Below are 17618 nucleotides of genomic sequence, written 5' to 3'. Positions count from 1 at the left end.
ATTGTTATCAAGATGGAAAGCAATTCACAAGATTAACTGACTGTCAAAGTAGGGAGCTGAATAAATTGCATTTTCACTTTAATGCCTCACTCATCAGAGTGTGAATATAGCTAAAGTGAAAGTATTAGAAAAAGGAAAGGCATCATTAATGGTATCAGTTAAAGTGCTGTGCCATAATATATTTCTCATTAAACGATTTATTTTAGTGTTAGGAATCAAACCGAACAAAGAAATAAATCGAAAACTGTGGAAAGAAGCCATTAGTTTTGCAGCCATTACTGCATAAATGTGAATGAAATGTTTAACGGACTATTGTATATAATATTCAACTTAAATATTGATAACATAAGAACGTATTGTTTAATTTAAATTTAATGTATGAAAAGTAATCGTTTATTTTTACGAAGAAGAACACGTGGACTGTTATTCGCTACGTTATTATTTCTTTTAAGTAGCTGTACCATAGGGTATCACGAAGACGAATCTTTTGAGTCGGATGTGAAAAATGCTACACTGGAATCTCCCCAATTGGAGAATGTAAAAGTGGAACTTGATGCCACAGGAGAAAATGCAACTATTGAATGGCCTGTAGTGCATGGAGCAGAAGGTTATGAGTTTTCTTGGTATGTAGTTGATGATCCTGAAAATCCGATAGCTGTAGTTGAAGGAGAGTTTATCGATGGTTGTAGCGTTGAATTGGAAGTAGAAGAAGATACAAAATATAAATTCTTAATTAAAACCATTGGAAATAAACAGTTTAATAACAAAGATGCAGAAAAAGCCTGTGAAATAAGTTTTTCAACTTTACTTGAAACATATGCATCCATTCCTAGTGGAGTAGATTTGACTCAATGGTTTATTGATAATCCGCTTCCAGAGACTGATATGGAACCTAATGAAGATGGCACTTTAAAAGAGTTGGCATATGAATTAGAGGCTAACGGTGAATATACTATATCAGGTCCAATAGATTTTGGAGCACGTAAAGTTACAATTCGTGGAAATAAAATTAATCATTCGAAAATTACATTTGGTCAAAGTGGTAGAATATTAACACAGAATGGTTTGAAGATAAAGTTTATGGATTTCTATTGTAATGCAATGGAGAAAGGTTCTTCTGATGCTTCATTAATTGGATTAAGTAAGACTCCAAATGAACAATTAAAAGTATCTTCTGGAGAATACGTTATTAAAGATCCCATCGTTATTCAGTTTTGTAATGTATATGACCTTAATAGGCATTTATTATATGATTCAGGGAAAAAATATTGTGTGGAAAACTTTACAGTAAAAGCTTCTTTTATTAGATGTAATCAGTCTAATACGATTGTGTATTTTAATAAAGGTAGTTTTATTAATATAACATTTAAAGAGAGTACTCTTTGCAGTACTGTACAGAATGGAAGTTATTTTGCACAGGTAAATGGTAACAGACCTAACAAGATTACTGGATATTCAAATGGAACTTTTAATTTTTATAATTGTACAGTATACAATCTTGCTTATAGCAAAGACTTTACTAATTGGAATAGCTATAGAGGACAAGCATGCTTAACACTAAATTTCTCCAGAACTATTTTTGTAGATTGTGGTAAAGGAGATATGACGAATAAAATAATGGGTAATGCAAATATGTCTAGAAATTTTGAATATAATACTTATTGGTATAATGGTAGTCAAAGTAATGATAAATATGATACAAATACTCTTGATACAGATCCTGGCTTCATTAATGCTGCGAATGGTGATTTTACTGTAACTGGAGCAAGCCAGCTTGAAAAGAGAACTGGTGATCCACGGTGGCTTCCACTTGTTGAAGAGTAAGTAAAGTAGTATGATAATAAAAATTAAATGCAATGAATAAGAAAAATATTATTCTCAGTTTATTCATCGGTACACTGTTGACTTTTGTTATGCCATTGTGTGCCCAGAATCAGACAGTAACTGGACTTGTTGTAGATGTAAGTGGTGAACCGATAATAGGTGCTACTGTCATGGTGGTAAATGGGACAGTAGGTACAGTGACAGATATTGATGGGAAATTTAATATTAAGGTTGCTCCAAAAAGCAAATTGAAAGTTTCCTTTGTTGGATATACTTCACAAATTATATCTGATTTAAAAAATCCTAGGATTGTACTTTTAGAAGATCAACTGAAATTAGATGAAGTTGTAGTACTTGGTGATTATGGTTCTCAGAAATTACGTAATGCAACAGGTGCCATTGAAACGATTTCCACCGAAGAATTGAAAGATTTGTCAGTGGGTAGTTTGGGTGACGCGTTAGCTGGTAAAATAAATGGTTTACATGTATCACTTAGTGGTGGGCGCCCAGGTAGTACACCAAGCTTACAGATTCGTCAAAGTTCAGTGAATACTACCATTACTCCAAGTTCTGATTTAGGAGGTAATGCAAGCCCTACTCCACTATATGTTATTGATGGCTTTATTGCAGATGAAGGTGCTTTCAATAATTTAGATATAAATGAAGTAGAAAATGTGACTGTTTTAAAGGATGCTGCAGCGGCTGTATATGGAGCACGTGCTGCGTATGGTGTTGTGCTGGTTAAGACTAAACAAGGAAAAGTCGGTGCTCCCAAAATTTCTTATTCAGGACAGTTTGGTTATACAGATGCATTGATGTTACCTAAGATGCTAAATGCCTATGATTACGGTCGTATATACAATGCTGCTCGTGCTGCTAATACTGCTACTAAGGATCAAGAATCCGATGACTTGAGGGTACAACTTTTTCAATCTGATGAATTGGAGGCAATGAAGGGTATGAATTATAATTTATTAGATAAAGAATGGAGTGCGGCTTTGACGCAGCGTCATAGTGTCAACATTAGCGGGGGAACAGAAAAAGCAACTTATTTCGGTGGTGTTTCGTATTATCAGCAAGAAGGTAATATAGGGCGCTTGGACTATAATCGTTGGAACTATCGTGCTGGTGTAAATGCTAATATTTCAAAATGGATGAAAGCTTCTTTGCAGGTATCTGGTAATTATGGAGAGACAAATAAACCTAAAAATGTAAAAGGTGGTGGCTCTGATGGTGATTTTGAATCTTTAATGTTACATGTACCTTATGTGCCTGATCAAGTAAATGGATATTATATTTTTCATTCAGGTATGGAAAATATAACTAATCCAAGTGATCAGCAGAAGTATAATTTTGCAGCAGTACAGAATGCGTCAGATAATGTTGAGAATCAGAATCAGAATTTTTCTCTTAACGGTTCATTAGAGTATGATTTTGGTTGGAGTAAATACTTACGTGGTTTGAAGGTAAAAGCTTCTTATTCAAAAAATATAAGTACAGGGAAAACAAATACTATCGGTACAAAAATCGATGTATATCGCCTTATATCCCGTGGTGGCAGTGGTGGTCACCTTTATGTTGGTGACGAGATTGAATACAATGCTAATACATTGGGATTGTATGAGTTGAATAATGGCAACTCTTTGGGGCGTAGTATGAATCGCTCAGATAGTTATCAAATGAACTTAACAGTAAGCTATGCACGTCAGTTTGGTAAGCATTATGTCAGTGGTTTGTTCTCTATTGAAAAAGCAGAATCAGAATGGGAAGATTTGAATGGTAGTCTTACAGACCCATTACCTTTTACAGATGGCCAATCTAGTTCTGTGGATTCCAATGCAGAAGGTTTTGCTCAAACTGTGACGTTTAACCGCAGTGAGTCTGGTATGCTTTCTTATGTTGGTCGTGTGAATTATTCATATGATGATAAATATTTGTTTGAGTTTATGCTCCGTTCTGATGCCTCTGCCAAATTTGCTCCTCAGAATTATTGGGGAATGTTCCCTTCATGGTCTGCCGGCTGGGTTATTTCAGATGAAAAATGGTTTGATAAAGACAAGACAAAAATCGACTTTTTGAAGATACGTGGTTCGTTTGGTATTCTTGGTAAAGATAATGTGAATGCTTGGCTTTGGACTCAGCTTTACACCCGTAATCCAGACAAAGGACCGATCTTTGGAACTAATTCTAGTACAAATACAAGTGCTACGATTCGTATGCCGAAACAAGGAGTAAATCCTGATGTACATTGGGATAAGACTTATAAAACTAATTTTGGTATTGATATGGCCTTTTTGAAGAATCGAATGAGCGCTAATTTGGACTTCTATTATGATATGGGCCGTGAAATGTTTGCTTCACATCAAGGAACTTCTTATTATCCGAATACGGTAGGAATACAACCTGCTCCAGAAAACTTTGGTGAGGTAGATACATATGGTGTTGAATTGTCATTAGGATGGAAGGATAAAATTGGAAAAGACATGTCATATTGGGTAAAACTTACAACAGGATACAATGATAATAAAATCAGAGAGACAGGTTGGAAGGCTGCATATGATTTTGATAAATTAGTGAGAAATGAACGTTCTGATAGAGGACTATGGGGTTATGAATGTATAGGTATGTTCCGTAGTTATCAGGAAATTAATGAGTACTTTGATAAATATAGTATTACTAAATATTTAGGAAATACAAAAGAAAATGTACATCCTGGTATGCTGATTTATAAGGATGTACGTGGACAATATGATGAATCAACTGGAACTTTTGGTCCGGCAGATGGTATTGTTGATGAACAAGATTATATAAAAATTTCTCACCGTGCTAGTAATCCTTACGGTGGAACTTTAAATTTCGGTTTCTCTTATAAAGATTTTTCTATTAGTGCGCAGTTTGGTGCAAGTTGGGGAGCATATTCCTTAGTTCCTACAACTATGCGTAAAGAAAGTTACTCTGAATATAGTAATGTGTCGGCAATGTGGAAAGATATGTTTGTATATGAGGATATTTATGACGCTAATAATATAGTTACAGTAGCACAAAACAGAAATGCAAAATACCCGAATATTCGCTATAGTAGCGTAAATGGTGCACCCTCTACTTTTTGGAAAGTAAGTGCAGCAACAGTGCAACTTCGTAATATGACAGTAGCTTATGCATTGCCTAAAGAATGGCTAAAAATAATTGGCATTAGTAGTTGCCGTTTCAATCTTACTTGCCAAAATGTATTTAACTTCCTAAACCCTTATCCAGAAGGAGCATGGGCTTCTTGGGCGGGAAGCTATGGATATTATCCGAACTTACGTAAATTCACGTTAGGTGTTAATGTTTCATTTTAATAATTTGAATACAATGATGAAGAAAATAAATAAGTATGGTTCAATTGCATTACTGACCATAACAGCTGCCATCTTTACAGGTTGTAGTGATCAATTTTTGGAAGACAAAAAATTATATGGAAGTTTTAACGGTACGACTATTTATGAAAACTATGAGTCAGCTGATAACCGTATAGCTTACTTGTATTATATCATGCTGCCGAGTGCGACGGGTGGATCTGATCTGACTGGTTCTATGGGTGATATGCCAAGCACAGGAACAAGTGATCAATATTCGAAATGTACAGAAGAATATGGAGGGATATCAGGTTTGATGAATCCTAATTCTCCTCTAGATTATGAAACTGTTACTGATTATTTTAATCTAGATAACAATTATTCTCCTTGGGTGCGTATTCGTGAGTGTAATGATATGATCGAAGGAGTGATTGGCAGTGAAAGTTTAACTGAACGCCAAAAGCAGTTATTGTTGGGACAAGCATTTTTCTTCCGTGCATGGCGTTATTATTTAATGGTAATGATGTATGGTGGTGTACCTATTATTGATAATGTACAAAATCCTATAATTGGAGATAGTGAAGGTATTCATTTGGTAGTTCCACGCTCGTCTACAAAAGAATGTATTGATTTTATTTGCAAAGATTTGCAAACAGCTGCTGATTATCTGCCAGCACGTTGGGAGTCAGAAAATAAGAATTTTGGACGCATAACATCGGGGGCAGCATTGGCTTTAAAAGGTCGTGTGGAATTGTTATATGCCAGTCCGCTTTTTAATAGGGCGGATGATGTTACACGATGGGAAACTGCATATCAAACAAACTTAGCTGCTGTAAAAAAACTGGAAGAAGGTAATTTTGGATTGGCTTATGAAAACAATTCAGGAAAGAATGCAGCAGGTTGGGGAAAGATATTCTCCGATTATATTGGCTCAGAAGGTGGTGGAGGAACTGTTTCTGAGGCAGTATTAGTAACTTTATATAATAATGTATCACCAGCCGAGCACTTACAGCTTGAAAAATGGAATGGATGGGAACATTCTCTTCGCCCAGCTAATGCTGGAGGTGGGGGTGGTATGACTCCCACTGCAGAAATGGTTGATCTTTTTCCAATGGCGGATGGGAAGAAACCAAATGACATGAATGGATCTTATGATTATAATCAAGAACTTTTCTTTTTAAACCGCGATCCAAGATTTTATCGCACTTTTGCGTTCCCTGGTGTAGAATGGAAGTTTGATAGTGATGACTTGAAATCTTTTGGTGAAAAAGGTCAATTACCTTATGGCATTAATGGGTATACTACAGGGAATAATTACAAGTTGTGGAATTATTGTTGGTATGATAATGTAGATGATCGTAATAGTAACTCTAAGTCAGGCTATGCAGCTGATTGTCTAGGTACCAAAAATACGGGGATTTATTTGCGTAAGCGTACAGATGATTTAGCACTCAATTCTAATCCTTTATATATCTTTGAAAAGACTTCAGGTAATGGATTCAGACAGTCTGCTGCTCCATATATGGAAATACGTTTTGCCGAAGTATTATTGAATTATGCGGAGGCTGCTTGTGGGGCAAATCATTTTGACGAGGCAGTGAATGCTCTTAAACGAATTCGTAAGCGTGTAGGATATACAGATAATTGTGGATTAGATCCAGCTATTTTTAATGATCGTGCCAAACTATTTGAGGCTATACTTTATGAACGTCAAATAGAACTTGCTTATGAAGGTAAACGTTTCCACGATGTGCGACGTTGGATGTTATTTGATGGTGGAGTGGGCCAAGAAGCACTGAAATCGACTTGGAAACTTACAGGTTTTAATGGCAATACATGTAACTATTTAGGAGTTGAACCATTGAATGGTCAGAGAAGACATCGGATTGAGGTTTATGCAAAAAATTTTATTGCTGCTAAAAGTAATAATGTCTACAATGAAGATAAAACAATAAAAGAAACCTATGATGAATTATGGAATAAACGTCCGACAGCATTAAGTTTGACTGAAGATATAACTTGTACAGAATCAGCCGATGATGAAATAACATATGCAGATGCAAAGGTAAAGGCATTGGCTCAGTTTTATCAAGAACATTTTAAACGTAAAAATCTTAGTACTGACGGTAATGATGAAACTATTCTTCCAACATTTAAACCTTATTATTATATCTTAGGTTTTAAGAAGAATGCGATGCAAAACAATGTGTCATTAGAACAAAATATAGGATGGGGCGACTATTGGAGAGGTGGAGCTGATGGTACCTTTGATCCTTTGGCAGAGTGAATTCGTTTATCAAAATAATTACTTGATCTGAAGAATGTTCATTCTGAAATAAACCTAAGGACCATTTATCACTTTGATCTTTTGAAAAGAATATTAAGGAATAAGTGGTCCTTTTGTATTTAAAGTTAGAATAGAAAAATATATTATATTTTCTGATTACATATTTCCTTGTTTTGCGTCTTATTATTGTATTTTAGAATGATCAATCTCACAAAACCTAATAAAAATGAAGAAGAAACATGTACTTTTAGTAGCTTTTGCAGCTGCAATGTTGACTCCGACCGTTGTATGGGCACAATACCCGCAGATAACTGACGAAGCCAAAGCGAATTATACAAAGATGATGACCGAGGAACGGAAACGTTCTGATGAAGCATGGGAGAAAGCGTTACCTATAGTACTGAAAGAAGCAAAAGAAGGACGTCCTTATATCTCATGGGCTGGTCGTCCCTATGATTTGCCACAAGCTAGAATTCCCTCGTTTCCGGGTGCTGAAGGAGGTGGAATGTATAGTTTTGGTGGTCGTGGAGGTAAAGTAATTACGGTTACTAATCTGAATGATCGTGGTCCGGGTTCATTCCGCGAAGCTTGTGAGACAGGTGGTGCACGTATTATTGTATTCAATGTGGCTGGTATCATTCGTCTGGAATCTCCGATTATTGTTCGAGCACCTTACGTTACTATTGCCGGACAGACAGCACCGGGTGATGGTGTCTGCATTGCCGGAGAATCATTTTGGGTGGATACACACGACGTAGTTGTACGTCATATGAGATTCCGTCGTGGAGAAACAAAAGTATGGCATCGTGACGACTCTTTCGGTGGTAATCCGATTGGTAATATCATGATAGACCACTGTTCATGTACATGGGGACTGGACGAAAATATTTCTTTCTATCGTCATATGTACGATCCGAGTGAAGGCCAATATGAAAGCAAGGACTTGAAACTTCCGACAGTCAATGTGACTATTCAGAATACAATTTCTGCAAAAGCTCTGGATACCTATAATCATGCATTCGGTAGCACACTGGGAGGTGAGAACTGTGCATTTATGCGTAACCTTTGGGCCAGCAACTCTGGTCGCAATCCGTCTGTAGGCTGGAATGGAGTATTCAACTTCGTTAATAATGTAGTATTTAATTGGGTGCATCGTTCTTCTGATGGTGGCGATTATACCGCCATGTTCAATATGATCAATAACTATTATAAACCCGGTCCTGCTACTCCAAAGAATAATACGGTAGGCTGCCGTATTCTGAAACCGGAAGCCGGACGCAGTAAACTGAATTATAAGGTATACGGTCGCGTGTATGCTGATGGTAACGTTATGGAAGGCTATCCGGAAATCACGAAAGATAACTGGAATGGTGGTATCCAAATCGAGAGTCAGCCAAATACAGCCGGATATACTGAGAATATGCGGAGCTATGAGCCGTTTGCAATGCCTTATATCAAAATTACATCAGCTAATGATGCTTATGATTATGTGACAAAACATGTCGGTGCCAATATACCCTGCCGTGATATCGTGGACGAACGCATCATAGAAGAAGTAAAAACAGGTATTCCTTATTATGATAAGAAACTTGCGAAGGATGCTAATGGTGATCTTACAGGCCTGTCTCCTAAGTCAATGGGAGAGGACGGTCAGTTTAAATATCGTCGTTTACCCAAAGATTCTTATAAGATAGGTATCATTACTGATATTCGTCAGATGGGTGGTTTCCCCGAATACAAAGGGACTCCGTATGTAGATACTGATGGTGACGGTATGCCGGATGAATGGGAAATTGCTAATGGATTGAATCCGAATGATCCAAGTGATGCTAATAAAGATTGTACAGGTGATGGATATACGAATATTGAAAAGTATATCAATGGAATCAGTACAAAACACAAAGTAGACTGGAGAGATTTAAAAAATAACTACGATACATTGGCTGAGAAAGGAAAATTAATGTAATCTGCAACCGGTATCGGTATAAGATACCGGGACTGGGTTTCCTTTTGGCATATGGTATAAAAAATAAGATGAAATGAAAAAGATAGTTTTAATGTCTCTGTTGTTTCTTTGCGGTTGGATATCTGCTGGAGCAGTCGATTTGAACAAAGAGAATCGTGATCCGAAATATGTGGAGTCTATCGTCAACCGTTCGCAAAAGATTGTAGATAAACTCGGACTGACGGATGCAAAAGTGGCTGAAGATGTTTGTAATGTGATTGCCAATCGCTATTTCGAATTGAATGATATTTATGAAATACGGGATGCAAAGGTGAAGGCAGTCAAAGAATCGGGGTTGACCGGTGATGCGAAAAATGAAGCATTGAAGGCTGCTGAAAACGAAAAAGATGCGGCTTTGTACCGTTCTCATTTTGCCTTTCCGGCCAGCTTGTCTCTCTTCTTGAATGAAGAACAGATAGAAGCGGTGAAAGATGGAATGACTTATGGTGTGGTGAAAGTGACTTATGAAGCTACGCTTGATATGATTCCTTCTTTGAAAGAAGAAGAAAAGGTACAAATCTATGCCTGGTTGGTGGAAGCGCGTGAGTTTGCCATGGATGCGGAAAATTCAAATAAGAAACATGCGGCTTTCGGCAAGTACAAAGGACGTATCAACAATTATCTGGCCAAGAGGGGATATAATTTGACGAAAGAACGTGAAGAGTGGGCCAAACGTGTGAAAGCACGGGGAGGAACGCTGTAAAAGTATAGAATCCGGTAAAAAAAGGATTGGTAACCAATGAGATACTATAAAAAGAAGTGGAATTCTTTCCCATTATTAAATGGTTAGTTTGTTTGATGGAGGAAAAGGGTGGCTCGGAGAGTCGCCCTTTTTATCGTCTCTAAATTTTGATTCTGACGAATCTTCCAATCTATTTGAGTACAAATCCGGCTTTTCATCGTCTCTGTATAAAGGATATTAGTATAGTGTAAAAGAATCATAGAAATGGGAAAGTTAAGAAATACATTAGCTGCAATAAGCATCCTGCTTTTAGCTTCTTGTGGAGGGAATAAAGATTATTATATGTTCACTTCATTTCATGAGCCGGCTGATGAAGGTTTGAGATATCTGTATAGTGAAGACGGAATGCACTGGGACAGTATTCCCGGTGTTTGGCTGAAGCCGGAATTGGGACAACATCGCCTGATGCGCGACCCTTCCATGGTGCGTACGCCGGATGGTACTTATCATTTGGTATGGACCACCAGCTGGAAAGGGGATTTAGGCTTTGGTTATGCAAATTCCAAAGACTTGATTCACTGGTCGGAGCAACAAATGATTCCTGTAATGGCAGACGAACCGACCACTGTCAATGTATGGGCTCCGGAGATTTTTTATGATGACGAGAGCGAACAGTTTATGGTAGTATGGGCTTCATGTGTACCAGGTCGTTTTGAAAAGGGAATCGAAGAAGAAGAGAATAATCATCGTTTATACTACATCACTACAAAGGATTTTAAGACAGTATCCAAGGCGAAAGTATTATATGATCCCGGTTTCAGCTCGATTGACGCTGTCATTGTGAAGCGGGCAAAAAATGATTATGTAATGGTGCTCAAAGATAATACACGTCCCGAACGTAATCTGAAAATTGCTTTTTCTGACTCTCTGACAGGACCTTATTCGCCGTCATCACAACCATTTACCGAATCGTTTGTAGAGGGACCGACTGTCGAGAAATTAGGTGATGATTATCTGATCTATTTTGATGTTTATAAAAAGAAAATATACGGTGCCATGCGTACCCGTGATTTTAAGAACTTCACGGATATCACAGAAAGTGTGAGTGTGCCTGTCGGGCATAAACACGGAACCATCTTTAGAGCTTCAGAATCAGATGTTAAAACATTGCTGGAAGAAAGCAAGAAGAAATAAACTTAAACTAGATAAGTTGAATCCGGAATAAACTAAAACCTGAAATAAATCATGAACAACTCAACGAAGATTCTTCTTGTATTGGCTGCCGGATGGATGGCGACTACCATTCAGGCGCAGACTCCGCAGGACAGAATCCATTACACAGGAAAAGAATTATCGAATCCCACCTATCACGACGGACAATTGTCTCCGGTAGTGGGAGTGCATAATATTCAACTGGTGCGTGCCAACCGCGAGCATCCGGAAGCGTCGAACGGCAATGGATGGACTTACAACCATCAGCCTATGCTGGCTTACTGGAACGGTCAGTTTTATTATCAGTATCTGGCAGATCCGTCAGATGAACATGTACCACCTTCCCAAACGTTCCTCATGACCTCGAAAGACGGTTATCAATGGACAAATCCGGAAATAGTGTTTCCTCCTTACAAAGTGCCGGACGGATATACCAAAGAATCCCGTCCGGGTATGCAGGCAAAAGACTTGATTGCTATCATGCACCAGCGTGTAGGCTTTTATGTATCTAAGTCGGGCAGATTGATTACGATGGGAAATTACGGAGTAGCTTTGGATAAGAAAGATGATCCGAACGACGGAAACGGTATCGGTCGGGTAGTACGTGAGATAAAGAAGGACGGTTCGTTCGGACCGATTTATTTCATTTATTACAATCATGGATTTAACGAAAAGAATACCGATTATCCCTATTTTAAAAAGAGCAAAGACCGGGAATTCGTAAAGGCTTGCCAGGAAATACTGGATAATCCGCTTTATATGATGCAATGGGTAGAAGAAGCTGACCGTGAAGATCCGATCATTCCACTGAAAAAAGGATATAAAGCGTTCAACTGCTATACATTGCCCGATGGACGCATTGCGAGTCTTTGGAAACACGCTTTGACTTCGATCAGTGAAGATGGGGGACATACCTGGGCAGAACCTGTGCTTCGTGCAAAAGGATTTGTCAACAGTAATGCAAAAATCTGGGGACAACGTCTGAGCGATGGAACCTATGCTACGGTTTATAATCCGTCGGAATTCCGCTGGCCGTTGGCTATTTCGTTGAGTAAGGACGGATTGGAGTATACTACATTAAACTTGGTACATGGTGAAATTACTCCGATGCGCTATGGAGGAAATTACAAATCATATGGTCCTCAATATCCCCGTGGCATTCAGGAAGGAAACGGAGTGCCTGCAGATGGTGATTTATGGGTTTCATATAGCGTGAATAAAGAAGATATGTGGATTTCCCGCATTCCTGTTCCGGTACAGATTAATGCTTCTGCACACGCGGATGATGATTTTTCAAAGTCGGGATCAATAGCTGAGTTGACCAATTGGAATATTTATTCTCCGGTTTGGGCACCCGTTTCTTTAGAAGGAGAATGGTTGAAGCTACAAGATAAAGATCCCTTCGACTATGCGAAGGTAGAACGTAAGATTCCGGCTTCGAAAGAATTGAAAGTCTCATTTGATTTGTCGGCAGGACAGAATGATAAAGGTATACTTCAGATTGATTTCCTGGATGAGAACAGCATTGCCTGTTCACGATTGGAACTCACTCCGGACGGTATTTTCCGTATGAAAGGTGGTTCACGTTTTGCAAATATGATGAACTATGAAGCAGGAAAGACTTATCATGTAGAAGCTGTTCTTTCGACTGCCGATCGTAATATTCAAGTGTATGTGGATGGTAAGAGGGTAGGGCTGCGTATGTTCTATGCTCCGGTAGCAACGATTGAACGGATTGTTTTCCGTACCGGAGAAATGCGTACATTCCCGACTGTGGATACTCCTGCTGACCAAACCTATGATTTGCCCGATGCAGGCGGACAGGAACCATTGGCAGAATATCGTATAGCCAATGTGAAGACTTCGTCCACCGATAAGGACGCTTCTTCCGCTTTTTTGAAATATGCAGACTTTAGTCATTATGCAGAATCTTTCAATGGCATGGAAGATGAAAATATTGTTCAGGCTATTCCCAATGCCAAGGCTTCGGAATGGATGGAAGAAAATATCCCTTTGTTTGAATGCCCGCAGCGTAATTTTGAAGAAATGTATTATTATCGTTGGTGGTCATTGCGTAAGCATATCAAGGAGACTCCCGTCGGATATGGTATGACCGAGTTTCTGGTTCAGCGTTCTTATTCGGATAAGTATAACCTGATTGCCTGTGCTATCGGACATCATATTTATGAAAGTCGTTGGCTGCGTGATCCGAAATATCTGGATCAGATTATCCATACATGGTATCGTGGCAATGATGGAGGACCGATGAAGAAGATGGATAAGTTCAGTTCATGGAATGCAGATGCTGTACTGGCACGCTATATGGTGGATGGCGATAAAGATTTCATGCTGGATATGACGAAGGATCTGGAAACGGAATATCAGCGTTGGGAACGTACCAACCGTTTGAAGAACGGACTGTATTGGCAGGGTGATGTACAGGATGGCATGGAGGAATCCATCAGTGGCGGCCGAAATAAGAAATATGCCCGTCCGACGATTAACAGCTATATGTATGGTAATGCAAAAGCCCTTTCGATAATGGGAATCCTTTCCGGTGATGAAGGAATGGCTATGAGGTATGGTATGAGAGCGGATACATTAAAGAGTCTCGTAGAAAACGATTTATGGAATACACGCCATCAGTTCTTTGAAACGATGCGTACTGACTCTTCCGCCAATGTGCGCGAGGCAATCGGATATATTCCGTGGTATTTCAATTTACCGGATACAACAAAGAAATATGAAGTTGCCTGGAAAGAAATTATGGATGAGAAAGGATTTTCTGCTCCTTATGGATTGACTACGGCAGAACGCCGTCATCCGGAATTCCGCACACGCGGAGTCGGTAAATGTGAATGGGACGGGGCTATCTGGCCGTTTGCTTCTGCACAGACGTTAACTGCAATGGCTAATTTCATGAATAATTATCCTCAGACCGTTTTGTCTGACAGCGTATATTTCCGTCAGATGGAATTGTATGTAGAGTCGCAGTATCATCGTGGACGTCCATATATTGGCGAGTATCTGGACGAAGTAACCGGATATTGGCTGAAAGGCGATCAGGAGCGTAGTCGCTATTACAATCATTCTACTTTCAATGATTTGATGATTACCGGATTGATTGGACTTCGTCCGCGTCTGGATGATACGATAGAGATTAATCCGCTGATTCCGGCAGATAAATGGGATTGGTTCTGTCTGGATAATGTTTTATATCATGGTCATAATCTGACGATTCTTTGGGATAAGAATGGCGATCGTTATCATTGTGGAAAGGGATTGCGTATCTTTGTGAATGGAAAAGAAGCAGGACATGCAGATACGTTGACAAGACTTGTTTGCGAGAATGCATTAAAGTGATATATTTATAACAGATAAGAGACAGAGCAATAATGACTTTTAAGAAATATCTTCTTCTTCTACTTTGTCTGCCATGCTTCGTACAGGCAAAGAATATAACGATCAGCCGCCTTACCTGCGAAATGCAGGAAGGGCTGGTGGTCGTTGAAAGCTGTCCCCGTTTGGGATGGGCAATGGAATCACCGGAGAATGGCACGAGACAGACTGCTTATGAAATAGAGATTAGGGAGGCTTTTACCGGACGTTCCGTCTGGAATAGTGGAAAGGTTACTTCTTCACAGAGTCAGCTGGTTCCGACTGAAGGAGCGGATATATGTCTGAATAATCCATTTAATTATAGTTGGCGTGTGCGTGTCTGGGATGAGACGGATACTCCTTCCGAATGGAGTCAGGAAGCAAAATTCCGTTTGGCATCCGATGACCTTTCTTCAGGGAAATGGATCGGCGCCATCACTCGTAAGGATTCTCACCTTCCCGAAGGGCGAAAGTTTCATGGTGGCGAATTGAAGAAACCGGAGGTGAAAGCTGCTTGGGAAGCGGTAGATACTTTGGCAAAGAAAAGTATTTGCTTGCGAAGAACGTTTCAGACAGGAGAGGCAAAAGGGAAGAATGCGAATCGGAAATCCGGAAAGAAAATCGTGGAAGCTACTGCGTATGTTTGTGGCCTGGGATTCTATGAGTTTTCTCTGAATGGCAAAAAAATAGGAGATAGTGAATTTGCTCCGCTTTGGAGCGATTATGATAAGAGTGTTTATTATAATACATACGATGTAACGGAGCAGTTACAGGATGGTGAGAATGTTGTAGGAATCTTATTGGGGAATGGATTCTACAATGTACAGGGAGGGCGCTATCGCAAATTGCAGATTAGTTTTGGTCCTCCCACACTTTTATTTGAATTAGTAATCAATTATGAGGATGGAACACGCGAGACGATCCGTTCGGATCATGAGTGGAAATATGATCTGAGTCCGATAACCTTTAATTGTATTTATGGAGGGGAAGATTATGATGCCCGTCGCGAACAGAAAGGATGGAATCAAGTTGGTTTCAATGATAGTCATTGGCGTCCGGTAGTGGTTCAGGAAGCGCCGAAAGGAGTGCTCCGTTCGCAGATGGCACCTCCGGTGAAGATTATGGAACGGTATGATATTCAGAAAGTAACCAAGTTGAATTCAGAACAGGTGATGGCTGCTTCCAAATCTACCAAACGAACAGTAGACCCTTCTGCAGTTGTGTTGGATATGGGACAGAATCTGGCCGGTTTTCCGGAGATAACCGTACGTGGTAAACGAGGACAGAAAGTCACCTTGATAGTAGCGGAAGCATTGATGGATGAAGGAGCTTGTAATCAGCGTCAGACAGGGCGTCAGCATTATTATGAATATACACTGAAAGGTGAAGGTGACGAAATCTGGCATCCTCGTTTTTCATATTATGGTTTTCGGTACATTCAGGTAGAAGGTGCTGTATTGAAAGGGCAGAAAAATCCTCAGAAACTGCCTGTCCTTAAAAACATTCAATCCTGTTTTATCTATAATTCGGCAAAGAAAGTCTCTACATTCGAATCTTCCAACCGAATATTCAATGCAGCTCATCGATTGATTGAGAAGGCGGTTCGCAGTAATATGCAATCCGTATTTACTGATTGTCCGCATCGGGAGAAACTCGGATGGCTGGAACAGGTGCACCTTAATGGACCGGGACTGCTCTATAATTATGATCTGACAGCCTATGCTCCACAGATTATGCAGAATATGGCAGACGCCCAGCATCCGAATGGGGCAATGCCCACAACGGCTCCGGAGTATGTAGTCTTTGAAGGTCCCGGAATGGATGCTTTTGCCGAATCCCCGGAGTGGGGAGGTTCACTGGTTATTTTCCCGTTTATGTACTATGAAACTTACGGGGATGATTCTTTGATTAAGAAGTATTATCAGCATATGCGTCGTTACACTGACTATCTTAAGACTCGGGCAGATAACGGTATTCTTTCTTTCGGATTGGGTGACTGGTATGATTATGGAGATTTCCGCGCCGGATTCTCCCGTAATACACCTGTTCCGTTGGTGGCTACGGCACATTATTATATGACTGTCATGTATCTGATAAAGGCTGCCCGAATGGTAGGCAATGAATTTGACGTTCGTTATTACAGTTCATTGGCATACGATATAATGGTAGCGTTTAACAAACGGTTCCTGGATAGTAATACAGCACAATATGGTACAGGGAGTCAAGCTAGTAATGCACTTCCCATCTTCCTTCAGATGATTCAAAGTACAGGAGATAAAGGAGATTACACGCCGGATGCAAGTCTGGCTGCCAAAGTGTTGACGAATCTGATTAAAGATGTGGAATCGCACGGCAATCGTTTGACCACGGGAGATGTGGGAAACCGCTATCTGATTCAGACATTGGCACGTAATGGACAGCATGAGCTTATTTATAAGATGTTCAATCATGAAGAAGCTCCCGGATATGGCTTCCAGTTGAAGTTTGGTGCAACTACATTGACGGAGCAGTGGGACCCGCGTCAGGGTTCTTCATGGAATCATTTCATGATGGGACAGATTGATGAATGGTTCTTTAATTCATTGATTGGTATTCGTCCGTCTACAACATTATCAGCTTCTGTAAATGAAAAGGATGAGCCAATGCAAGGTTATCAGAAATTTGTCATTGCTCCGAAGCCGGTAGGAGACTTGAAATACGTTAAATCAACTTATGAGACTCTTTACGGTACGATTCTGGTAGACTGGACTCGTCAGAGCGGTACTTTTACTCTGAATGTATCTGTACCGGTGAATACCACTGCTATCGTTTATCTTCCGGGTGAAAAAGAACCGAAAGAAGTACAAAGCGGGACATATAAGTTTGTTGCTGCCGAATAAGATATAAAAAAGA

Annotated in this window: 9 protein-coding genes; all 9 read left to right on the top strand. The window is 39.6% G+C overall.

Annotated elements, in window-relative coordinates:
* Positions 1-115: 115 nt before the first annotated feature.
* The 9 genes from KTR07_RS11140 to KTR07_RS11100 all read left to right on the top strand — a co-directional run bounded on the left by KTR07_RS11140 (position 116) and on the right by KTR07_RS11100 (position 17605).
* Positions 116-286 carry a hypothetical protein gene (locus KTR07_RS11140; RefSeq protein ID WP_162303119.1) on the top strand — a complete coding sequence of 57 codons (171 nt, stop codon included), beginning with the start codon at positions 116-118 and terminating at the stop codon, positions 284-286.
* A gap of 92 nt (positions 287-378) precedes the next feature.
* Positions 379-1824 carry a DUF4992 family lipoprotein gene (locus KTR07_RS11135; protein ID WP_008765814.1) on the top strand — a complete coding sequence of 482 codons (1446 nt, stop codon included), beginning with the start codon at positions 379-381 and terminating at the stop codon, positions 1822-1824.
* Positions 1825-1856: 32 nt separating this feature from the next.
* Complete coding sequence (locus KTR07_RS11130) at positions 1857-5165, top strand: TonB-dependent receptor (RefSeq protein ID WP_008761665.1); 3309 nt, start codon at positions 1857-1859, stop codon at positions 5163-5165.
* Between the two features lie 16 nt (positions 5166-5181).
* A complete protein-coding gene (locus tag KTR07_RS11125; protein WP_008765813.1) occupies positions 5182-7449 on the top strand; it encodes a RagB/SusD family nutrient uptake outer membrane protein in 2268 nt (755 codons plus the stop codon).
* Positions 7450-7675: 226 nt separating this feature from the next.
* Entirely contained in the window at positions 7676-9415 is a 1740-nt protein-coding gene (locus KTR07_RS11120) for a thrombospondin type 3 repeat-containing protein (RefSeq protein WP_008765812.1), read from the top strand.
* A 73-nt stretch (positions 9416-9488) separates the two neighbouring features.
* Positions 9489-10157 carry a DUF3826 domain-containing protein gene (locus KTR07_RS11115; protein WP_008765811.1) on the top strand — a complete coding sequence of 223 codons (669 nt, stop codon included), beginning with the start codon at positions 9489-9491 and terminating at the stop codon, positions 10155-10157.
* A 243-nt stretch (positions 10158-10400) separates the two neighbouring features.
* Positions 10401-11330: a glycoside hydrolase family 43 protein gene (locus KTR07_RS11110; protein ID WP_055217731.1), complete on the top strand. Its 930-nt coding sequence runs from the start codon at positions 10401-10403 to the stop codon at positions 11328-11330.
* A gap of 51 nt (positions 11331-11381) precedes the next feature.
* Entirely contained in the window at positions 11382-14711 is a 3330-nt protein-coding gene (locus KTR07_RS11105; protein WP_008765809.1) for a glycosyl hydrolase family 65 protein, read from the top strand.
* Between the two features lie 32 nt (positions 14712-14743).
* Entirely contained in the window at positions 14744-17605 is a 2862-nt protein-coding gene (locus KTR07_RS11100; RefSeq protein WP_008765808.1) for a glycoside hydrolase family 78 protein, read from the top strand.
* Positions 17606-17618 lie beyond the last annotated feature (13 nt).

The organism is Bacteroides sp. MSK.20.82 (assembly GCF_019052485.1).
Lineage (GTDB): Bacteria > Bacteroidota > Bacteroidia > Bacteroidales > Bacteroidaceae > Bacteroides > Bacteroides thetaiotaomicron.
Note: the sequence above shows the minus strand (reverse complement) of the source record. Positions and strands in the feature narration are given on the sequence as shown.